General features: G+C 54.0%; 16 protein-coding genes. 9 read left to right on the forward strand and 7 right to left on the reverse strand.

Features of this window, described 5'->3' with window-relative positions; genetic code table 11:
• Positions 1–90 precede the first annotated feature (90 nt).
• Positions 91–2,442: a DUF4214 domain-containing protein gene (locus BW956_RS18705; RefSeq protein ID WP_076465237.1), complete on the forward strand. Its 2,352-nt coding sequence runs from the start codon at positions 91–93 to the stop codon at positions 2,440–2,442.
• A 66-nt stretch (positions 2,443–2,508) separates the two neighbouring features.
• Here the strand turns inward: BW956_RS18705 and BW956_RS18710 are convergent, their stop codons facing one another.
• From BW956_RS18710 to BW956_RS18740, 7 genes are all read right to left on the reverse strand, one after another.
• Positions 2,509–3,579, reverse strand: a complete 1,071-nt coding sequence (locus tag BW956_RS18710; protein WP_076465239.1) for a DUF4214 domain-containing protein — start codon at positions 3,577–3,579, stop codon at positions 2,509–2,511.
• 183 nt (positions 3,580–3,762) lie between these two features.
• Entirely contained in the window at positions 3,763–4,833 is a 1,071-nt protein-coding gene (locus BW956_RS18715) for a DUF4214 domain-containing protein (protein ID WP_076465242.1), read from the reverse strand.
• Between the two features lie 116 nt (positions 4,834–4,949).
• The gene (locus BW956_RS18720) at positions 4,950–5,225 is read right to left on the reverse strand and encodes a hypothetical protein (RefSeq protein ID WP_076465244.1); all 276 of its coding nucleotides are present in this window, start codon (positions 5,223–5,225) and stop codon (positions 4,950–4,952) included.
• Positions 5,225–6,295, reverse strand: coding sequence for a glycosyltransferase (locus BW956_RS18725; RefSeq protein WP_175612041.1), 1,071 nt, complete (start codon positions 6,293–6,295; stop codon positions 5,225–5,227). Before BW956_RS18725 ends, BW956_RS18720 begins: the two co-directional genes overlap by 1 nt.
• Before the next feature lie 56 nt (positions 6,296–6,351).
• Entirely contained in the window at positions 6,352–7,695 is a 1,344-nt protein-coding gene (locus BW956_RS18730) for a TolC family outer membrane protein (RefSeq protein ID WP_175612042.1), read from the reverse strand.
• Positions 7,696–7,736: 41 nt separating this feature from the next.
• Entirely contained in the window at positions 7,737–9,062 is a 1,326-nt protein-coding gene (locus BW956_RS18735; RefSeq protein ID WP_076465252.1) for an HlyD family type I secretion periplasmic adaptor subunit, read from the reverse strand.
• A gap of 11 nt (positions 9,063–9,073) precedes the next feature.
• A complete protein-coding gene (locus BW956_RS18740; RefSeq protein ID WP_076465255.1) occupies positions 9,074–10,783 on the reverse strand; it encodes a type I secretion system permease/ATPase in 1,710 nt (569 codons plus the stop codon).
• A 230-nt stretch (positions 10,784–11,013) separates the two neighbouring features.
• On the opposite strand from BW956_RS18740, the gene BW956_RS18745 reads away from it, so the two are divergent.
• From BW956_RS18745 to BW956_RS18780, 8 genes are read left to right on the forward strand one after another with little or no spacing between them, the layout of a single operon-like run.
• Complete coding sequence (locus tag BW956_RS18745; RefSeq protein WP_076465258.1) at positions 11,014–12,435, forward strand: mannose-1-phosphate guanylyltransferase/mannose-6-phosphate isomerase; 1,422 nt, start codon at positions 11,014–11,016, stop codon at positions 12,433–12,435.
• A complete protein-coding gene (locus BW956_RS18750) occupies positions 12,432–13,595 on the forward strand; it encodes a glycosyltransferase family 4 protein (RefSeq protein WP_076465261.1) in 1,164 nt (387 codons plus the stop codon). The genes BW956_RS18745 and BW956_RS18750 overlap by 4 nt, the downstream gene beginning before the upstream one ends.
• The gene (locus BW956_RS18755; protein WP_076465264.1) at positions 13,592–14,368 is read left to right on the forward strand and encodes an ABC transporter permease; all 777 of its coding nucleotides are present in this window, start codon (positions 13,592–13,594) and stop codon (positions 14,366–14,368) included. Before BW956_RS18750 ends, BW956_RS18755 begins: the two co-directional genes overlap by 4 nt.
• Before the next feature lie 9 nt (positions 14,369–14,377).
• Positions 14,378–15,604, forward strand: coding sequence for an ABC transporter ATP-binding protein (locus tag BW956_RS18760; protein ID WP_076465267.1), 1,227 nt, complete (start codon positions 14,378–14,380; stop codon positions 15,602–15,604).
• Positions 15,601–17,049 (forward strand): methyltransferase domain-containing protein, encoded by a 1,449-nt coding sequence (locus BW956_RS18765; protein WP_076465269.1) that lies wholly within the window; start codon positions 15,601–15,603, stop codon positions 17,047–17,049. The genes BW956_RS18760 and BW956_RS18765 overlap by 4 nt, the downstream gene beginning before the upstream one ends.
• The gene (locus BW956_RS18770) at positions 17,046–18,077 is read left to right on the forward strand and encodes a glycosyltransferase family 4 protein (protein WP_076465272.1); all 1,032 of its coding nucleotides are present in this window, start codon (positions 17,046–17,048) and stop codon (positions 18,075–18,077) included. The genes BW956_RS18765 and BW956_RS18770 overlap by 4 nt, the downstream gene beginning before the upstream one ends.
• Before the next feature lie 11 nt (positions 18,078–18,088).
• Complete coding sequence (locus BW956_RS18775) at positions 18,089–20,470, forward strand: glycosyltransferase family 4 protein (RefSeq protein WP_076465275.1); 2,382 nt, start codon at positions 18,089–18,091, stop codon at positions 20,468–20,470.
• An 11-nt stretch (positions 20,471–20,481) separates the two neighbouring features.
• On the forward strand, positions 20,482–22,119 hold the full coding sequence (locus BW956_RS18780) for a DUF4214 domain-containing protein (protein WP_083703145.1): 1,638 nt from the start codon (positions 20,482–20,484) through the stop codon (positions 22,117–22,119).
• Positions 22,120–22,125: the final 6 nt, after the last annotated feature.

The raw sequence follows: 22,125 nt of genomic DNA on the forward strand, positions 1-22,125 counted from the left end.
CATTTTGTCTTCAAGCTGTAACCCCGCTTTAAAATCTCCATCGGATTATGGATGGCTATCCCAAGCCCCCAAACCCGAGGAGTGGTTACAATGGCAAACTACACGCTTCAGATTCTGCATGCAGCCGACATGGAAGGTGGTGGCGGCGATCTGCTCAACGCCCCCGCATTTGTCTCCATCGTTGACTACCTCGAAGATCAGGCCGAAAACTCCCTGTTTCTTTCCAGTGGCGACCTGATCCTGCCCGGACCCTATATGTCCGCCGCCGGTGACAGCAGCCTGCGCACCGCGATTCAACAAGCCAACGAAGCCATGCTGGGCCTGGAAGCTGGCACGCTGAGCAATCTGCGTGAAGGTGCTGGCCGTGTTGACCTGACGCTGGCCAACCTCCTGGAAGCCAGCGCAATCACGCTCGGTAATCATGAGTTCGACCAGGGCACCAACGCACTGGCCGACCTGATCGGTACCGATATCCGCTCCTCTGAACTGGATGGCGTTCGCTGGCTGGGTGCCCAGTTCCCCTACCTGAGTGCTAATCTGGATTTCTCCGGCGACGACAGCCTGTCCGGCCTGTTTACCGACCAGATTCTGAGCAACACCGCTTTCACGTCCACCATTGATGATCTCGACACTGCCGCAGCTGCACCCAAAATCGCTCCGGCCACCATCATCGAGGAAGGTGGCGAGCAGATCGGTATCGTTGCCGCCACCACCCAGATTCTGGAAAGCATCTCCAGCACCGGCGGTGTCCAGGTTGAAGGTACTGACAGCAATGACATGGCACTGCTGGCTCAGCAGCTGCAGGTCCACATTGATGAACTGCGCGACCAGGGCATCAACAAGATCGTACTCATGTCTCACCTGCAGCAGATCGCACTGGAAGAAGAACTGGCTGGCCTTCTGGACGGTGTGGATATCATCATGGCCGGTGGTTCCAACGCCCTGCTGGCCGATGCAGATGAAGCACTCTTCCCGGGGACCGGCCAGGAGCCTTACGACGCCTATCCGATCCTGACCAAGGATGCGTCCGACAATGATGTGGTCCTGATCAACACCGATGGCGGTTGGCGCTATGTCGGCCAGCTGACGGTTGAGTTTGATAAAGACGGCAATATCCTGACCGACTCCATCAACGATGACACCTCAACCATTTACACGTCCACAGATGCCACTGCAGCCGAGCTGTGGGGCAGCGAAGAAGCCGCCTATGCTGAAGGCAGCAAGGGTGAGATTGCCCAGGACCTGGTCGACGCCGTTGCCGGCCTGGTCACTGAAAAAGATGGCATCACCTTCGGCAGCACCGATGTATACCTGCAGGGTGAACGTGCCTTTGTCCGTACCGAAGAGACTAACCTGGGCAACCTGACTGCCGATGCCAACCTCTGGTATGCACGCCAGGTCGATGATGCCGTCATGGTATCGATCAAGAACGGTGGCGGTATTCGTGAACCTATCGGCACAACCTACGCGGTCGGCTCCGAAGGTGATTATGAACTGCGTCCGCCCCAGGCCAATGAAGACGCTGGCAAGGCAGAAGGTGAAGTTTCCCAGCTGGATATCGAATCTTCTTTGCGCTTCAACAACGACCTGAGCATTCTTACCCTGACCCGCGCCCAGTTGCTGGCCGTCATCGAACACGCAGTCTCTGCTTCTGACGAAAGCTCAACTCCGGGCCAGTTTGCTCAGGTGGCCGGCATCCAGTACAGCTTCGACTGGACACAGGAAGCCGGTGATCGTATCCAGAGCGCCGCCATTGTGGACAACAACGGTGACGTACAGGATGTACTGGTGGTAAATGGTGAGCTGGTGGGCGATATGAATGCCAGCGTTAAGATCGTCACGCTCGGTTTCATGGCTGACGGTGGCGATGGCTACCCGTTCGGTGACTTCCTGGAACTGGATGAAGCCGCCGTCGACCGTATCGACCTCATGGATGCCGGTATGGATGCCGGTGCTGCCACCGAAGCTGATGCCGGTACCGAACAGGATGCGTTTGCCGAGTACATGCTGAGCCAGTTCGCCGATTCAGCCTTTGCCGAAGTGGATACGGACAAGAGTGAAGATCTGCGCATTCAGAACCTGGCTTTCAAGGAAGATGAAGTCCTGGCAAACAACACTGATGGTGTCGTGCGTCTATATGACACCCTGTTTGACCGTGGACCGGACCAGGCAGGCCTCAGCTTCTGGCATGGCCAACTGCAGCAGGGCGGCAGCCTGGAGCAGATCGCAGCGTCATTCATGGCCTCTGACGAATATCAGCAGACACTGGGCGGTGACACCAGCAACGAAGAGCTGATTGAGCAGCTTTACCAGAATGCTTTGGGTCGTGAGGCTGAAGCTGCTGGCGTTGAGTACTGGACCGAGCAGCTTGAACAGGGCCCAGCCGTAAACGTCATTCTGGGTATCTCTGAATCCCAGGAGCATATGAACATACTGCTTTAAGCTTTTCAGGGCACAAAAAAACCGGTCAGTTCAGCTGGCCGGTTTTCACTTTTCCCTACATACCGCTTACAAAAACAGCATATCGGCTACAGCCACATAGGTTTTTTGAACGTACTCATCTGACTGCGTCATCGCAACGAGCGCTTCTGACTGGGAATAACGCCCAGAGTCGAGTTCACCTACCCAGTAGTCAAAACCGGCCTGATCTGGTGCACGTTCGAAAACACCTTCGTACATGTGTGTAACGAACTCGGCATTGCTCACTACACCGTCATCATTAGCATCTGAAAGCCCTTTAAACTCATCAGAGCCAACAAAGCCCGCAGCCATGGAGTTCAGATCCCGACGGCCGGCCTCAATTTCGCCCAGCCACCAGTTATAGCCATCTTCATCCGGCAGGCGGCCCATGGCACCAGAATAGGCCCGATACAGCTGTGCCTCTTCCGCTTCAATAACGTCACCGTCCGCACGTTTGATCTGTGCATCCCAGAGTGCGCCATCATCGTCCCACAACTGCACATCATCGCTGTCCAGGTAGTCGGCAAAGATAAAGTCATTGTAGCCGATGGAACCCTCTGCCAGACCTTTGTCATACACGGCTTTCCACTTATCGAACCAGCTGGTGCTTTCCATGCTGTCGATAAAGCTCTGAATATTGCTCGGGCTGGAGAAGTGGCTTTCCAGCGTGTATATCTCGGACTCATCAACCCCATCCAGGATATTCACACCGGTGGTCTGCAGGTAATCTGCCACCCAGTTGTATAGCTGATCGGCCAGCGCCCCGGTCACAGGTACATTGGCATCATCGATGTAGGACTGAATCAGGTTATCCGAGCCCAGCAGGTCGTCATCCCAATCATCGTCCCAGTCATCCCAGTTATCGAACAGCTCCATATATTCGGCATACCAGTCGGATGCCAAAACGGCATTCCAGTAGGTATCGAAATTGGCTGGGTCTGAGAAATAGCTGTTCAAACGCGCGTCTTCAGCGGCAGTCATATCATCTGCCAGCTCAACGCCCACATGGTCGCGCGCATAATTCACAAACCAATTATGCACCCGTTCTGCGAGCTCCCAGGAAATTCCATCGTACTCACCCACGAAGTCATTCCAAAAGGAATCATCATATCCAGACATATTTACAAAACTCCCTTGTACTAGATGGCTGAAATTTCGATACCGTCCTCGATATCAAGCGCATTATTCTAGTGCAGGGTGGAGGGCACGCAAGAGATTTGAGCAGATTTTAAACAGAGTTTTAGAAGGAGATGGCCGGCCAGCAAAGCCGGCCGATTTGTGTAACTAATTTCAGACGAGACGTTATATAAACAGCATATCCGCAACCGTTAGATAGGTTTTCTGTACATATTCATCAGACTGGGTCATATCGATAAAGACCTGCGACTGTGACCGCTGACCACTGTCCAATTCACCTACCCAGTAGTCAAAGCCGGCCTGGTCAGGCGCACGTTCGAAAACCCCTTCATACATGTGCGTTACAAACTCGGCATTATCTATAATGTCATTTCCATTGGTATCAGCCAGCCCCTTGAACTCACTGGAATGGATAAAACCGCCCGCCATTGAGTTCAAGTCGTGACGGCCTGCCTCAATTTCACCTAGCCACCACAGATATCCAGCCTCATCAGGTGTACGCCCCATAGCGCCCGCATAGGCGCGATACAACTGGGCTTCTTCTGCTGCAACTACTTCACCATCAGCACGTTTAATCTGCGAATCCCACAGGTTGCCATCGTCATCCAGAATTTCTACGTCATCGTCATCCAGGTAGTCACCGAAGATAAAAGCATCACTATCAACACTACCCTCGGCAGCCGCTTTGTTATACACAGCTTCCCACTTAACAAACCAGTCGGTCGCCATCAACGCGTCAGCGAAGGTCTGAATATTGGCACCATTACTGAAGTAATTACTTAGCTCAACCGCTTCAGTGTTATCCACACCATCGAATACATTCACACCGGCATTGGCTTGTAAATAATCACCGACCCAGGCATATATTTGCTCAGCCAGCGCCGTCGAAACCGGCAAGTCATCGCCGATGATAGACGGAAAAGTATCACTATCGTCCTCAATACCGCTGTCTTCGTCATCCACATTGCCATCCCAGTCAGCCAACCAGGCTTCATATTCTGCATACCAGTCAGACGCCATCATGGCTGCTACATACGCCTGAACATTTGAATAATCACTGAAATAGCTGTTTAGGAGGCCATCATCCACTTCACTGGTATCACTGCCCAGGTCGACACCGACATACTGGTTGATATAACTGACAAACCAGGCATGAATCCGATCAGCCAGCTCATAGGGGATCCCTTCGTAACCACCCAAGTATCCACTCAGGTAACTATCATCTACATCAGACATATCAAGCACCCTCACACTTGATTACCGAATGCTCACATGCATGAGCACAAACAAATCAAGTGTAGGACGCAGAGACGAAATCGTAAAAGGAAGTGGGCTGATGGCGCGATGAGGAATTAAAGAATGGCAGCAAAGAGCCATACGCACGGCAGAGCGACCAGAATTCCCAGTACATTGGCCGCCATGTCGACCCAGCAGAAGCCACTGCCCCAGTAATGATCCCAGATCTCTTTGACCAGGCCTATCAGTAGCACCAGGGACGCGGCACTCCAGAGGTTCAGCCATAGCGCTGCCAGCAACAAGAGTACAAAGCTGTAGCCGAAATGCTGACGCTTGTCCTCTTCGTGGTAGTGCTGAAGAAGACGTTCCGAGATTTGGCTAAGAGACTGCATCAGACTGCGCCAGAGACCAGATGGCGATAGATGCCAAGATAGCTTTCCGACATACGCTCAGCAGTAAACAGCGCCTGGAAGCGGGCATAGGACGCCTCTGCCATTTGCTCTCGACGTGCCGGATTTTCGTATAGTTTCAACATCGCACTCGCCAAGGCATCTGCACTGGCTGGAGGGATCACCAATCCTGTCTCATCCGCTTTATTCACATAGCTGGTGCCTGTGCCTATTTCACAAGTAATCAATGGCAAGCGCATCATCTGCGCTTCCAGCAAACTGATTCCAAAAGCTTCTGAGCGCAAGTGTGAGGGGAATACAAAAGCACTGGCCAATGACAGCAGGGCAATCTTGTCCTCTTCACTGACTTCGCCGGCAAAGTGTATATTTTCAGCACCGGCAGCCTGAGTTTTCAGCTCATCTGCCAATTGCCCACCACCGGCAATCACCACTGGCAAACCGGTTTTAATCGCCGCTTCAACAAGCCAGTGCAGACCTTTGTAGTAACGCAAAGCCCCCAAAAACAGGAAAAAACCTTCACCAAAGCGATCGCGGAAGTGCGCTTGTCTCACAGTGGACAGTGACGGATATAGCGTCTCTGAAATACCTAATGGCACCATACCGGGGTCATTCAGTTGACGCAGGGTCGCGCTGCTTTCCAGGTAACCTGGAGACGTGGCCACAACCTTATCCACCGAGCGCAGGAAGCGCAGTGCCAGCGGTGAATAAAGCTTGCCGAACAGCTTCTGTCGAACCACATCGCTATGATAGGTCACCAGTGCAGGCGGCATTTTGCGCAGGCATTTGCCGGCCAAGTAAAGCAGATCCTGAATCGGGAAAGGATAGTGAAAGTGCAGCAGGTCAGCCCAGTCAAGCAGCTGCTTGAACTGCTTTACATATGCAGGCCCAATCGGCATGGAAGCGAAATGAAACCACATCGGACAGAAATATATTTCTGCCCCACAGTCCCAGCGTTCAACCCTGAACTCTGACTCTCGAGTAAAGACCAGCACCCTGTGCATTGCACCTGCTGGTGACGTACCGCGTGCGATGTTTTCAATAAAAACACCCACCCCCCCGATTTCCTCGGAGGGGGCGGATTTGTACAAATGAAGAATGTTCAAGCAAGTTAACCGGCAGTTCCTACAGCAGCGTACTTCACTGTGTGATTATCCAAAAGGGTATTGATCTGCTGCAGGTCGCCATCTTCCAGCGATCCGCTCCAGCGCTTAAGCACCACGTAGCTCAACAGAAAACTGTACTGAGCCTCCAGCAAGTCCCGTTCGGCACTGTACTGTTCACTGGCACGATCCAGTACATCAACAGCATTATTAATGCCGTAGGTAAAGCTTTTTTCTGCCGCTTCGCGCGCCTTGGTGGCTGACTGCAGAGCTACTTGGCTAGCTTGTACCTTTGCCAGCGCGGAGGAGGCATTCATGTAGGCCGTACGGACTTCCTTAAAGACTTGTCGGCGCGCCGACTCCAGTTCATGACGGGCTATCATCATACTTTCATAGGCAGCATCACTGCGCGCACTGGTAGAGCCGCCTGAGTAGATGGGAATACGGATATTCAAGGCTGCCACACTGGATTCATTCGGCGTTGAAGGCGCGTTTTCACTGCCAATATTGGTTTTCTGACTGGATAGCTGAAGATTGACAGACGGCATATGGCCGCCAAACGCTTCTTTGCGTGCAGCCCTTTGGGCGTCAACCGAAGCCTGCTTGGACAAAATCAGCGGATTTGCTCCCAGTGCCAGATCACGCCAATACTCGTAGCTTTTCAGATCAAAGGTATCTTTCAGCTTTGGCTGAGCGACAAGACGCTCAAGCTTTTCATAGACAGGCCTGCCAATCACCTCCGCCAGCGCTTCTCGACTCACCCAGATATTGTTTTGCGCCTCAATTTCGTCAGAACGCAACCGATCCAGACGCGCTTCAACCTCCAACTTATCCGTAATAGGTGCCAACTGCCGCTCATAAAGCGAATTGATACGTTCCAGATTCCGCTCCACGGAGCGCTTCTCTGCCTGAATAAGCTCCAGATTATCCTGGGCTCCAAGAACAGCAAAATAGCGCTGAATCAAATCAGCAACAGCCCCCTGAATATCATGCTCCCCCTGCTCAGTATATTGGTCACTCAGAGCACGGGAGCGTTGATATGCTTGCCAGGTAGGCGAATCATAAATCACCTGAGACATGGACACGGAGTAACGCTCACCGTTGTAATACGTCTCGTAAGCCCCGGAAACGTAGTTGGTACGAGTAAGCCGGCTATCGGCACTAAGCTGTGGTAACAACCTGCCCAGTGCTTCACGCTCCTGGTGCTCAGCCCTTTTCGCAGCAGCCTGAGCAGACAGGATCCGAGGATCCTGCTTTTGCGCCTGTTCGTACAGTGTCCAGAGATCAGACGGGTTTGCTTCATCCGATGACACTTCCTCTGCCGCAACCTGGCCTGCCAATAACAGTGCCAAGGAGCAGCATCCGATTACTCGGGGGATCCTTCGCATTGGAATCAGTCCTCTATTAGTGAACGTGCGAATGCGTTGGTAGCGGGCTGAACAAGATACTCAAACAGGGTACGCTCACCAGTATTAACCAACACTTCGGCCGGCATACCAGGCACTAGAACCAGGTCGCCAAGTAGTTCACGGCCAGTTTCCGTTAATTCAACCCGAGCCAAATAATATGGCGCTCCGGTCTCCTCATTGGTTAAACGGTCAGCTGACACATGCTCAACACGCCCTTCAATAACCGGCGTTGTGGCCGATTTAAATGCACTGAAACGAATATCTGCCAACTTACCGGCACTGACTCGATCAATATCGATAGGAGATACCTGAGCTTCCACAACCAGATCAGATGCAGCAGGCACTATGTCCAGAATAGGTTCACCTGATCGAACCACGCCGCCAACAGTATGCACCTTCATACCTAAAACCATGCCGGCTTCGGGGGCGCGAATCACTGTTCGCTCTACACGGTCAATCAAAGCACGCTCACGTTCACGCAAATCGAACAGGGTAGACTGCACCTCAGACAGTTGGTTCACCACTTCTGTATGAAAGTCTTTTTTCAACTGAAGGATGCTCAAACGAGTCTCCCCTTGTTTCATTTTCGCCTGAGCAATAGAGGAGCGGTGATCAGCCATATCGCCCTTCAACTCTGAGACTCGGCGCTCAAAATCACGTAAGCGTTGCTTATCGACAAAGCCGTCACTGAGAAGCTCACTCAGATCCTGGATTTCATCGTTGTAGGACGCCATCAATTGCCTTTTACTGCTAATGATGGCCTGCAGTCCCCGAATTTGCTCATCGATCTGAGTCATTCGCTGTTCCAGGACTTCAATTTCGCCCAAGTGAGAATTCATCCGAGCTTCGAATACCTGACGTTCACTTAATACAGCTTCTTTGACACGCTGATCTTTCTCATCAAACCCATCTGGAAATGCAATATCATCCAGTTGATCACGCTCCGCCTTCAAACGAGACTCCAAAGCCTGAGCGGCAATCATCTGTCCACGCACAATTCCCATTTCCGCCCGGGCTTGTGTGTCATCCATTACCAGCAGAACATCACCAGCATCTACCTGGTCGCCATCACGCACATTAATTTGTTCAACAATACCGCCCTCAAGGTGCTGAATTGTTTTTCGGTAGGTTTTGACTGTTACTACACCCGGAGCAAGCGCAGCGCTATCCAGGGGAGCAACAAAAGCCCAAGTTCCGAACATCCCGAAGGTTACAAACAGGATAAGGAGACCGACTAAACGAGGCACCTTGTCAGACACATCCAGTTCAAAGGTGCCTTCGCGAATCGCTTTAAGTGTTTCTGCGCTCATCGTTTACGTCCTCAAGCCGGTTTAGCAGCAGGAGCTGCAGCACGAGATGCCTTATTCAGCTCTGCCAAGACCTGGTCTCGAGGACCAAACATGGCCAGAGCACCTTCTCGCATTACCATCAACTTCTGTACCTGCGATAAAACACTGGCTCGATGAGTAATGATAAAGACAGTGGCACCAGTCTCTTTCAAGTTCTGTAGCGCTATTGCCAAAGCAGCTTCACCCTGGTCATCCAGGTTTGAATTGGGCTCATCCAAGACCACCAGACGAGGGTTTCCATAAATAGCTCGCGCCAAGCCAATACGTTGACGCTGGCCACCTGACAAGGCACCGCCGGTAGCCCCAATGACGGTGTCATACCCTTCGGGTAAACGTAGAATCATGTCATGAACCCCGGCCATCTGAGCCGCTTTGACAACGGCCTGGGAGTCCACTTCGCCGAATCGGGCAATATTCTCGCTAATAGTGCCTTCAAACAGCTCAATGTCTTGGGGCAAATAGCCAATATGCGGACCTAACTCATCGCGTTTCCAATTGAAAATATCTGCCCCATCCAGGCGCATTTTGCCCCCCATGGTGGGCCAAATACCCAAAATTGCACGAGCCAATGTGGACTTACCTGCTGCACTGGGGCCAATAACACCAACCATTTCTCCCGGCTCAACCTTGAACGAGACACCCTTTACAACAGGCGATTTTGTGCCTGGAGGTGCAACCATAACGTTCTCGGCAAGCAGGCTACCCTTTGGTTCCGGGAGGGACATGCGCTCCGGATCCTCAGAGACATGCGTCAGCATTTCATTTAACCGCTGATATTGTGAACGGGCGCTGACAAACTGCTTCCACACCCCGATCATTTGATCAATTGGGCCCAGTGCTCGCCCAAGCAAAATAGAGCCAGCAATCATGAGCCCGGGGGATATTTCCTGCTGAATAGCCAAGTAGGCACCAAGGCCCAACACCAGCGACTGAACAATCAGACGGGTCGTTTTGGAGATAGACGTAAGAATGCCAGCCCTATCGCTGGCAATGCCCTGCATCGCAAGCACCTTCCGGTTTTTTTCTTGCCAACGATCACGGATGCGGCTCAGCATGCCCATTGATTCAACAACCTCTGCATTACGCAGATTCTTGTTGGTAAATTGGTTTGCAGCCATATTTTCTTTATTGGCTTCAGCCAGCATCTTACTGGTGACCTTTTCATTGATGACTGCCAAAGTAGACAAAATGATCACACTGATGATGGCCATAATGCCGAACCAGGGATGGAACATGAACATAATGGCTATGTAAATCGGCACCCAAGGCGCATCGAAGAAAGCAAACAGGCCGTTTCCCGTCAAGAACTGCCGCAGCCCGGTCAAATCACTCAAGGGCTGAGCATTTGCATTCATACCGCCAGAATACAATGCCTGCTTGAAGCTCGCGTCATACAAGCGACTGCCTAACAGAGTATCCATGCGGGTGCTAACACGAACCATAATGCGCGACCGTACCCACTCAAGCGCCCCCATCGTCACCATAAGCAACAGCATCACCAATGTGAGCATGACTAGTGTCGGCACACTGCCACTGGTCACTACGCGGTCATAAACCTGAAGCATGTAGAAGGCAGGCACCAGCATGAGCAAATTAATAAACATGCTGAATAGACCGACACTGAAAAAGCTGGAACGACAGGCGTGCAACACCGCTTCCAGGTCAGTGCGTTTTTTTTCCATGGGGCACTCCACAAACTTTAAGACGGGAAACCAACGCCGCAATATATGAGGCCACGCCAGCGTTTTTCAACGCTCAGGTCCCGTTCATGCCGACGGCAGGTAAAATAGGCTCGGATACTAACACAGGACACTTAGCCCAAACAGCCCGCCAGCGCCCCGCTGAGGTAGACTCTAAAGGGTTCATGGCGGATAATGCGCGGTTAAGCCTCCACTCAGATTCTGGATAAAATATGTTCACACCGGTCATCATGGCTGGCGGCAGCGGCAGTCGTCTCTGGCCCCTGTCACGCCAAAGTTCGCCCAAGCAGTTTCTTGATCTCAACGGTTCTGGCACTACTCTTTTGCAAGAAACGTTAGCTCGTCTGCAGGGGCTCGAGCACGCAGCCCCGGTTATTGTGAGCAACGACAAATACCGGTTCCTGGTTGCCGAGCAATTACGCCAGGCTGAAATCGAATCCCTGGCAACCATTCTTGAGCCCTGTTCGCGCAACACAGCCCCCGCTATTGCATTGGCGGCTCTGGGGCTGCTGCAACATGGTGATGACACTATTATGCTGGTGCTGGCGGCGGACCATCACTTCACACGCCCACAAGAGCTGCATCAGGCGATCGAAAAGGGCTTACCCCTCGCAGAGCAGGGAAAACTGGTCACCTTCGGCATTACGCCAACCCGACCAGAGACCGGCTATGGCTATATCAAAACCGGCCCCACCCTGGCCGAAGATGCTTTCAGCATTGCCGAATTTGCAGAAAAACCGGACTTGGCGACAGCTGAACACTATCTTGAAGGCGGCCAACACCTATGGAACAGCGGCATGTTCATGTTCCGTGCCTCCGCATATCTCCACGAACTGGAGCGGCACGACCCTGAACTGCTGACCCACTGCAAAGCCGCCATGACCTCGTGCACTCAGGACCCCGACTTCGTCCGCCCAAATGCTGACCTGTTCAGCCTGTGCCCGGACGATTCCATTGACTACGCCGTAATGGAAAAAACCGATAATGCCTGTGTTGTTGCCATGGATGCTGGCTGGAGCGATATCGGCAGCTGGCAATCGCTCTGGGAAGTGAGTGACCAGGACTCAAGCGGAAATGTTGCCTTGGGCGATGCCTACCTGCACGACACTCATAATTCACTGGTACATGCACACCACCGCCACGTTGCCACCATCGGCCTGGATAATCATATCGTGGTAGAAACCAAGGATGCGGTGCTGGTTGCGCACAAAGAGCAGTCTCAGAAGGTCAAGGACATTGTTCAGCGCCTGAAGGCAGACCGCCGCTCCGAGTACTCGGACCATACCCACGTTATTCGCCCCTGGGGTGACTTCGATACTATTGATGAAGGCCGTCACTATCAGGTCAAGCGCATCACGGTTCAGCCTGGTCAACAGCTTTCCTTGCAGCTGCACTACCACCGCGCCGAACATTGGATCGTGGTATCAGGCACAGCACATGTGGTTTGCGGCGACGAAGAGAAGGTACTGACCGAAAACCAGTCCACCTATATTCCGGTTGGCGTCAAGCATCGCCTCAGTAACCCGGGCAAAATCCCGCTGGAAGTTATTGAGGTCCAGTCTGGCCACTACCTCGGCGAAGACGACATTGTACGTTTCACGGATATCTACGGTCGTTGCCCGGACGAGGCATGAGGATCGCGGTTAACACCTATTCCCTGCAGCCCCAACCAACAGGCATAGGCCGCTATACCAGCGGCCTCTTGCGGGAATTGCTTAAACGCTCTGATATCGATGACGTTTGCGGCCTCAGCGCAGGCGGCCTGATTCCTCGTGCACAACTATTGCCATTGCTAGACGCGATCGAGCAGCCTGCGAAACCTCAGCAACGCTCATGGCGCAGTCGACTGGCTAAACTGCCGGGCGCACATCGTGCCTGGCAAATGGTTAAAGACCATCAGGCGCGTCGTGCAAGTCGCAGCCTGGAGGGCTACTGCTACTGGGAGCCCAGCTTTGTCCTGATGCCTTTTAACGGCCCCAGTGTCGCCACCATTCACGATCTGTCACATGTGCATCATCCTGAGTTTCATCCTGCATACCGGGTCAAGGCACTGAACCAGCAGCTACCGCACACTTACGCAAAGGCCACACGCTTGAATGCGGTTTCAGCATTCACACGCGAGATGCTTCAGCAGCAAGGCGTATCCGCACCTGTTGATATCGTATCCCCAGGTGTCGATGACAGCTTTTTTTCCGTTACAGAAGCACAGCGCCAGAACTGCCGCCAGCAACTCAACCTGCCTGAGCAGTACCTGCTCTCGGTTGCAACCCTGGAGCCTCGCAAAAATCTGGAACGCGTTATAGCTGCATTCACCGCTCTGCCAGAGACTTTACGCCAACAATTTCCTTTGGTGTTGGCCGGCGCTCGCGGTTGGCACAGCGAAACGATTGAGGCAGCCATTAATCGGTTAACTGAAAAAGCACAGGCATTTCGGTTGGGCTACGTAGATCAGTCCCATATCCCGGCACTCTATGCCAACGCCAGCCTGAGTATCTACGTATCCCACTATGAGGGCTTTGGCATGCCGATCGCGGAATCCATGGCTGCAGGCACTGCTGTACTGACCGCAGACCGCACCTCCATGCCGGAAGTGGCAGGCGGACACGCTTTGCTCGCAAACCCGGAGTCTGTTGAATCCATCCGCCAGCAACTGGAGCGTCTACTCAGTGACGCCGACCTGCGAGATAGCCTTGCCAATGCCGGAAATACCCACGCCGACCGCTTTCGCTGGCAACTTTCCGCGCAACACCTTGTCGACAGCCTGACTTTGGCACAACAGGAGTATCGGCCATGACACCGGCCCTCATCATCAATTTCGCCCGCCAGGACCTCAAAGATCGCTACGCCGGCTCAATGCTGGGAGGCCTCTGGTCGTTCATCATGCCGTTGATCAACATCCTGATCTTCGCTCTGATCTTCTCGCAGATCATGGGGGCACGACTGGAGTCTTTTGGTGCCGAGTTTTCCAAGTACGGATACAGTATTTATCTGATTTCCGGCATCCTGGCCTGGAACGCCTTTTCCGCCACGGTTGCGCGCGTCACCCACGTTTTTCACGATAAGCGCAATCTGATCGGCAAGGTGAGCATTCGTCTGGACTTGCTGCCCTTGTACATCCTGCTGTCCGAGACCTTTATATTTGCGGTTTCCTTTGCGTTTTTCACCGGATTCCTGTTGCTGATCGGCTTTCCGCTGTCCTCCTGGTGGCTGGCACTACCCGTGCTGTATCTGCTGCAGCAGCTGTTTGCCTACAGCCTTGGATTCCTGCTGGCGGTATTCAGTGTTTTCATTCAGGACGTTAAGGAACTGACCAATGTCATTCTGCAACTCTGGTTCTGGCTGACGCCGATTGTCTATGTGGTTAACATCGTGCCCCCCGGCATTCATCAGCTGCTGATGCTGAACCCCATGTACCACTTTATCGACGCCTGGCGCAGCATCATCATTGACCACCAGATGCCTGATCTGCTGCCACTGGGCGTGCTTTCAGCCTCTGGAGTGGCCATGCTGATCGCCGGGCTCTGGCTGATTCGAAAACTTGAACGCGACATCCGCGACTTTATCTAAGGCACCGCAATGATCGAAGTTCGCCAACTGAGCAAAAGCTTCCGCCTCTACCGCAAGCCGTCCGACCGGCTTAAGGAAGTCCTGCTGCGCCGCCAGTATCATCACCGCCACCAGGCACTGGACGCCATCAGCTTCAGCCTTCGCAACGGCGAAACCCTGGGAGTACTGGGGCAAAACGGCGCCGGCAAATCCACCCTGCTTAAGCTGCTGACCGGCGTTTTGATTCCTGACAGCGGCGAGATCGGTATCGAAGGCCGTATCACCGGCCTGCTGGAACTGGGCACCGGTTTTGATCACGCCCTGACAGGCCTCGATAACATCATGGCTAACGGTCTCCTCATCGGCATGACCCGTGAGGAAATTCTGGCCGCCCGTGATGAAATCATCAATTTTTCCGAGCTTGGCGAGTATATCCACGAGCCGGTTCGTACCTACTCGTCCGGGATGGTAATGCGCCTGGCCTTTTCCATCGCAATTCACGCCAACCCGGCCTGTTTTGTGGTCGATGAAGCCCTTTCCGTGGGCGATGGCCACTTCCAGCAGAAATGCATGCGCAAGATCCGGGCATTCAGGGACGCAGGCGGCAGTATCGTATTCGTGTCGCACGACCTCAATGCCGTGAAAATGCTATGCGACCGCGCACTGGTTCTGGATGGCGGCAAGATCGCCTATGAAGGCGACTCCGAAGAAGCCGTGAACTATTACAACCGCATCATGGCGCGCCTGGATGAGCAGGAAGCCGACCTGCAGGAAACCTCTCGCAGCAGCAACAGCTACGGCACCGGTGAAGCCCAAATCCAGTCTGCCGAGTTGATTGGCCATCGCTCCGGTTGCGACACCGTTGCAGCCGGCGAAGATGTGGACATCAAACTCGATATTCGCGCCTCCGAAGCCATTCCATCCCTGTCGGTCGGCTTTATGATCCGCGACCGCTTTGGTCAGGATATCTTTGGCACCAACAGCCACTTGCTTGGGCAAGACATTCAACTGAACGCAGGCGAAGACTGTGACCTTCAGTTCTCTCTGCCCATCAACCTGGCTCCCGGAAAGTACACCATTACCCTGGCTCTGCACTCGGAAGACAACCATCTGGAGCACTGCTATCACTGGTGTGATAACTTCATTCGCTTTGAAGTTGCGGGCAGCCATCTGCCCCTGTTCTCCGGTATCGTTGCGCTGCCGACTCGTTTACAACATGCTACCCGGCCCTCGCAAGGGACGCAGGAGGCCTCATGAACAACCAAACCACCGAGCAACTGCTCGACGCTATCCGCCGCGAAGCGGCCCAACTGGACATAAAAACTCAGCCCGAGCCCCAGCCTTTACCGGCGGAAGAATCGCCCGGCCAGATGAGCTTTGAGCAACGCCTGCGCCTGCCGTCAAAGCCGGCATACCATTACCGCGAGTTCCTGCAGTTTGATGACGAAGCCTTCGTGCGCAACGCCTTCCTGTGCATTCTCCAGCGCGAGCCAGACCCCGCCGGACTGCAAAGCTATCTCAACAAGCTAAACGACGGTATTGAAAAACAGGGCATTCTGGCCGAACTCTCAGGCTCTGAAGAAGCGAAGCGTTACGGCGTGCGTATTCGTGGTCTCAAAGGCTACCGCATGATTGCGCGTCTGCGCCGCATCCGCACCTTGCGCCCTGTTGCCCAGCGCCTGTTGGGCCTGTACCGCCGTATCTGCGAGCTGCCCAACACCGAAGAGATGAACCAGTACCGGGCCAATATTTTGCAGCAACTGTCCTGGATGAGTCGGCAATTGCAGGCGGCCGAGCACCTTACCGAACTTAGCCGACAGCAGGTTGAACAACTTAAGCAGCAAACTGGCAAACAGGGCGAAGACAACGCTCTGCTGCGCGAAGAAAACCAGACACTTTCAAAGCAGCTTGCCAACTTGAGCCATAAAATCGCTTATCAGCATCAAGCCCTGGCGACCCGGCCCTCAATTCCGGCTGAGCCAAACAGCGCTAAAGCACCGGCCGTTGCCCCCGCCATTGATGACAGCGACGTATCGGCTTTCTATGTTGCATTCGAAGATGCCTGTCGAGGAACCCGTGAAGAAATTCGCGAGAAGATGTCCAAATGGCTCAGCTACCTGACAGCGGCCAACACCGGCAGTAACCGGGTTCTGGATATCGGCTGTGGCCGCGGTGAGTGGCTGCAACTGCTTGGCGAAAATGGCTATGCCGCCACAGGGCTGGATATCAACCCGGTCATGGTTAACAGCTGCACCGAGCAAGGTCTTACAGCATCACTCGATGATGCGTTGACCTGGCTGCAGCGCCAGCCGGATGCCAGTCTGGCAGCCATTACTGCCTTCCATGTCATTGAGCACGTCCCCTTCGAGCTTCTACTGCGTTGGACCACCGAAGCTCGCCGCGTACTCCAGCCCGGTGGTGTTCTCATTATGGAAACTCCGAACCCGGAGAACATCCTGGTCGGCAGCCACACCTTCTACCACGACCCGACACACCGCAACCCGATTACGCCCACACTGCTGGAGTTTCTCGCAGAGTATTGTGGCTATGCCGATAGCGAACTGGTGCGCCTGCACCCCTACCCGGAAGAGGCCAAAGTGAGTGGTAACGACCCACTCACCGAGCGTGTAAACGGCCATCTATGCGGACCTCAGGATATCGCACTGGTCGCTCGCGTGCCGGAAGCGGAGGCGGCTGAATGAAGTTACTGGTCACCGCCTGCCAGGTGCCGTTCATGCATGGCGGTGCCGACTACCATATTGATGGCGTGACGGACGCCCTGCGCCGTGCCGGTCACCAGGTCGAGCAGGTACGCTTCCCGTTCAAGTTCAACCCGACCCGATCAATTGAAGAGCTGATGGCCCATTGCGAACAGCAGGACTTCAGCGAATTCAATGGCCTGCAGATAGACAAGGTTATCAGCCTGCAGTTTCCCGGCTACGGTGTCCGCCACCCAGACCATCGCGTGTGGGTGATGCATCAGCACCGTGCTGTTTACGAACTCTTCGATCAGCAGCCGGATAAGCGCCAACTGGAAGCCTTCAAGCAACAGGTCACTGACTACGATACCCGGGTGCTTGCACGCGCTTCACGTTTATTCGCCAACTCTGCCAATGTGGCCAGCCGCTTGCGCCAGTTCAATGGCCTTAACGCCCTGCCGCTGTACCATCCGCCGCACGGCGCCGAGCACTTTTATTGCGCCGACGATTGGGAATACATTTTCTATCCCAGCCGACTGGAAACACTCAAACGCCAGTCTCTGTTGATTGAAGCCGCACAATACCTGCGTTCTCCTGTACGAATTTTGCTTGGCGGCAGCGGGGGGCAGGAAGCCCAGTACCGCGCCCTGATCGAAAAACTCGGCGTACAGGACCGGGTCCACCTGATCGGACGCTTCAGTGAAGCGGAAAAATATACGCTCTATGCCCGTTCACTGGGCGTATTTTTCGGCCCCTATGACGAGGATTATGGCTACATCACACTGGAGGCCATGCTATCCGGTAAGCCCGTGATCACGTGCACCGATTCCGGCGGCCCGCTGGAGTTCGTACGCGAGGGTGAAACCGGCTATGTCCGCGAGCCAGAGCCCGAACAGATCGCCGAGGCTATTGAGCGCCTCTATGCCGACAAGCAGGCCGCCGCCGCCATGGGCGCGGCCGGACGCGAAAGTTATTCACAGCACAACATCAGCTGGCAGCAGGTTGTTAACAGCCTGCTGACCGACAACTGAGCAGGACCAGGATGAAGATTGCACTGATTGCCCCCAGCCCCGTTCCCTTCACCATTGGCGGCGCCGAAAAGCTCTGGTGGGGGATGCTGGAGCACATCAATCAGCACACCGGACACGAAGCGGAGTTGATCAAAATCCCGTCGCCGGAGCGTAGCTTTCCGGAACTGATCCGTAGCTATGAAGCTTTTAGCCAACTGGACCTGAGCCATTTCGACCGTGTTATCAGCACCAAATATCCCGCGTGGATGGTCGACCACCCGGAGCACTACTGCTACCTGCAGCACAAACTGCGGGGGCTCTATGATACCTATCATTTCTGTGGCCAACCCGAGCAACTTGAACCCAAGCGCTACCCGGCACACTACCAGGCGCTGATCCAGCTGTTGCAGCAAACACCCGAGCGTACACAACTGCCAGAGCTCTTTTCACAGCTGAAAGCGCTTGAGCAACAGGACGACTATGGCCGCCACTGCGCTTTCCCCGGACCGCTCACGCGAGCGGTAGTTCATCACCTGGATGCAATTGCACAGCGCCCCGGTGCCATTCGTCATTACGGCGCCATCTCGTATAATGTGGCCAACCGCCGAGACTACTTCCCGCAAGGTGCCGATGTTCAGGTTGTCCATCACCCCTCCGACCTCAAGGGAATTCGTGGCGGTGAATACAACTACATCTTTACTGTCAGCCGCCTGGATGGCCCCAAGCGCCTGGATTTACTGATTCAGGCATTCCGCCAGCTACCGGATCAGATCGAGCTGCGCATCGCGGGCAGCGGCCCTGAAGAGCAGAAACTCAAGGCACTTGCAGAAGGCGACGAACGTATCCGCTTCCTGGGTCGTATCACCGACAAGGAAATCGCCGATCAGTATGCCGACGCCCTCTTTGTGCCTTTTATGCCCTATGACGAGGACTTTGGCCTGATCACTATCGAGGCCATGAGCGCAGGCAAGGCCGTACTGACCACCACCGATGCCGGCGGCGTGAACGAATTTGTCGAAAATGGTATTAGCGGTTTCAGCGTTGCTCCCGAGGTAGACGCCCTGAAACAGGCCATGGGCCAGTTGCTGGCCGATCACGAAGCCACCGCTCGCATGGGCGAACAGGCGCGTGACAAGGTTTCCCATATCAGCTGGGAAGCCACATTGGCCCCTCTGTTGGCTCCTACGACCGAAACCGCTGAAACCGCCGAAACCGTTCACCAAACACCTGAGAAAACACGCAAGAAAGTCGTCGTCACCTCTACCTTCCCGGCCTGGCCACCCCAGGGTGGAGGACAGAGCCGTCTCTACAATCTCTATGCCCAGCTGTCAGAGCACATGGATGTCAGCTTGGTCTGCACTGGTCCGGAGAAACGCCACCTGCGCTTACTTCCCGGTCTGGTTGAGCATGTAGTGCCCGAGTCCTTGAGCCAGAAGGTGCATGCCAAAACCCTTCAGCACGGGCGCAAGGTCCCTCTGGGCGATATCGCCGCCATTGAAGGCATCCTCAAAAACAGTTCTTACATGAGCCTGCTGGAAGATCAGGTGCGTGATGCCGACCTGGTCATCGCTTCACACCCCTATCTGTACCAGGCAATCCGGGCAGTCTGGCAAGGGCCTATCGCTTACGATGCGCATAATGTTGAGGCGGACATGAAGGCAGCCGTTCTGGAAGGCCAAAAAGACCCTGCCCCACTGCTGCAGAAAGTGCGCGATACCGAAGCCGCCTGCATCCGCGAAAGTGAATGGCTGGTCGCCTGCAGCCAGGAAGACCTGGATCGTTTCGCTGCGCTGTATGGAACGATCGACTGCCCTGCAGCCGTCGCTGGCAATGGTGTCGACCTGAAGCTGACCCGCTACCATAGCGTTGAAGAACGGCGCGACAACCGTATCAAGCTGGGATTACCAACGGACCAGGAAGCACTGCTGTTCATGGGCAGCTGGCACGGCCCCAACCTGGAAGCGGCTCAGGTTATCATTGAGCTTGCAAAAGAGCGGCCTCAATACCAGTTCTGGCTACTGGGCAGCTTGTGCAACCACCAGGATTTCCAGAAACTGCCCGATAATGTCACGCCTTTGGGCATGTTGCCGGAAGCCGAAAAGCAGGTCGTGATGTCGGCAGCATCCGCAGCGCTTAACCCCATGTCATCAGGCTCAGGCACCAACCTGAAAATGCTCGACTACGCAGCCTGGGGTCTGGATATTATCAGCACACCATTCGGAAACCGAGGTATCGATTTTATTGATGGCAGCGAAATCACGCTTGCAGAACCGAACACCTTTGCACGGGCAATTGACGATTTGATCGCCCTGCCGGATGATCGACGTAACACAATGACTGAAGCAGCCCGCAAACGTGTCGAAGAGACCTTCGACTGGTCAGCCTGTGCCGCTGCCTTGATCGAGATGGCTTGAGGTACTTAAACATGCTTGTCGCGCCAGTTGACTACACTGCCAGATGGTATGCCGGACTACTGAGTGATTATCGCTGGGATACCGGCACCGTCACTTACAGCTTCCCCTCAGGCACCGCCTATTTCCCCCCGGACTACAGTGAGGATAATGAGTGGAACAGTTGGTTTCCGCTCACTTTCCTTCAAATGAATGAGTTCAGGGGCGTCGCTCAACAGGTCAGTCAATTAACTAACCTTAATTTACTGGAGGTCAATGACAGCACTACTTACGGCGACATTCGCCTGGCCTTCAATGACCAAATTGATTATGAAACAGCGGCCTACGCCTATTATCCCTGGCCGATGTATGAAAATGGCACCACCCCCAGTGCTGCCGCTGGGGATATTTGGCTGAATTACGACACCCGAAATGACAACAGCAACCCTGGCAGCTGGTTCTACATGACGTTGATTCATGAACTGGGACATGCGCTAGGGCTTTCACACTCATTCGAGGCCGAAAGCGATTTCCCCGCAGTTCCGAGTTCTCAGGACAGTTTCCAATACACGGTGATGTCTTACACTGACCACCCGGACATGCCAGAAACTGCACCTGTAACCTTTCAGTTAATGGATGTAGCTGCACTTCAGTACCTGTACGGCGCCAACACTGACTATAACAGCAGCGACACCCTCTATACTTTCACCGACAGCATTCCAATGCAGACTCTTTGGGATGGTGGCGGCTATGACACCTTGGATTTCAGCGCACTGGGCAGTGCGATAGCGTCGGATATTGGAGAGGGCGGTTTCAGCAGTGCAGGTGAAGTATCAACTTATTCGAATGTAAAAGTCCCGGGAACAAATAACCTGGCTATTGCCTTTGGCGCCATTGTAGAAAAACTCATCGCAACTGATTATAACGATCAGGTTACTGGTGCCCAACACGACAATACTATCGAGCTGGGCCTGGGCAATGACACCTTTTACTGGGAAGGAGGCCATGACAGGGTTTGGGGCGGTGATGGTGAAGACAGTATTCAGCTGAGCAACCACTCCAGCCGCTGGTCACTGGACACCAGCAATGGCCTGACACTGGACAAACTCACACTTTATCGGGACAGCTCAACCGATAACGCAGTAACTTTTTCAGGTATCGAAACTGTGTCCTTCAGTGACACAGAATATACACCCCACCAGTTGATGTTTAAGCTGGAGGGCGATGCAGTGCTTGCCGATGCAACCACTCCTTGGGCAAGCGATGTACTGACAGGCTCGTCCATTGTTTCCGCAGAAGAAGCCCAACTTTACCGCGCCTACCTTGGCATAATGGGACGCACTCCTGACCAGCCCGGGTTCGAGTGGTGGCAAGACGAACTGCAGAAAGGTTCAAGTCTGGAGCAGATGACGACCGGGTTCTACAACTCAGTTGAATTTAGAGGTCGTGCTGATATAGACGGTGATAACAGCATAAGTCACGAAGAACTCCTCGACGAGCTCTACACCAACACTCTCGGCCGCCTGCCGGACGATGGCGGATACAACTGGTGGTTAAATGAGCTATACTACGGGTTTCGCACACCTGCACAGGCCATGCTGGAATTTACTCAGTCCGACGAATATGTTGATGCCAGCCTGCAAGTTGTCGGTATGCAGCTCTGGCTAACCTGAACATGA

It is taken from the genome of Marinobacterium stanieri (genome assembly GCF_900155945.1).
Lineage (GTDB): Bacteria > Pseudomonadota > Gammaproteobacteria > Pseudomonadales > Balneatricaceae > Marinobacterium > Marinobacterium stanieri.

Coding starts and splice junctions, on each gene's coding strand:
- BW956_RS18760 (WP_076465267.1), top strand. CDS start 14,378: ATGATCGAAGTTCGCCAACTGAGCAAAAGCTTCCGCCTCTACCGCAAG.
- BW956_RS18705 (WP_076465237.1), top strand. CDS start 91: ATGGCAAACTACACGCTTCAGATTCTGCATGCAGCCGACATGGAAGGT.
- BW956_RS18715 (WP_076465242.1), bottom strand. CDS start 4,833: ATGTCTGATGTAGATGATAGTTACCTGAGTGGATACTTGGGTGGTTAC.
- BW956_RS18735 (WP_076465252.1), bottom strand. CDS start 9,062: ATGAGCGCAGAAACACTTAAAGCGATTCGCGAAGGCACCTTTGAACTG.
- BW956_RS18755 (WP_076465264.1), top strand. CDS start 13,592: ATGACACCGGCCCTCATCATCAATTTCGCCCGCCAGGACCTCAAAGAT.
- BW956_RS18745 (WP_076465258.1), top strand. CDS start 11,014: ATGTTCACACCGGTCATCATGGCTGGCGGCAGCGGCAGTCGTCTCTGG.
- BW956_RS18775 (WP_076465275.1), top strand. CDS start 18,089: ATGAAGATTGCACTGATTGCCCCCAGCCCCGTTCCCTTCACCATTGGC.
- BW956_RS18750 (WP_076465261.1), top strand. CDS start 12,432: ATGAGGATCGCGGTTAACACCTATTCCCTGCAGCCCCAACCAACAGGC.
- BW956_RS18740 (WP_076465255.1), bottom strand. CDS start 10,783: ATGGAAAAAAAACGCACTGACCTGGAAGCGGTGTTGCACGCCTGTCGT.
- BW956_RS18770 (WP_076465272.1), top strand. CDS start 17,046: ATGAAGTTACTGGTCACCGCCTGCCAGGTGCCGTTCATGCATGGCGGT.
- BW956_RS18765 (WP_076465269.1), top strand. CDS start 15,601: ATGAACAACCAAACCACCGAGCAACTGCTCGACGCTATCCGCCGCGAA.
- BW956_RS18720 (WP_076465244.1), bottom strand. CDS start 5,225: ATGCAGTCTCTTAGCCAAATCTCGGAACGTCTTCTTCAGCACTACCAC.
- BW956_RS18780 (WP_083703145.1), top strand. CDS start 20,482: ATGCTTGTCGCGCCAGTTGACTACACTGCCAGATGGTATGCCGGACTA.
- BW956_RS18710 (WP_076465239.1), bottom strand. CDS start 3,579: ATGTCTGGATATGATGATTCCTTTTGGAATGACTTCGTGGGTGAGTAC.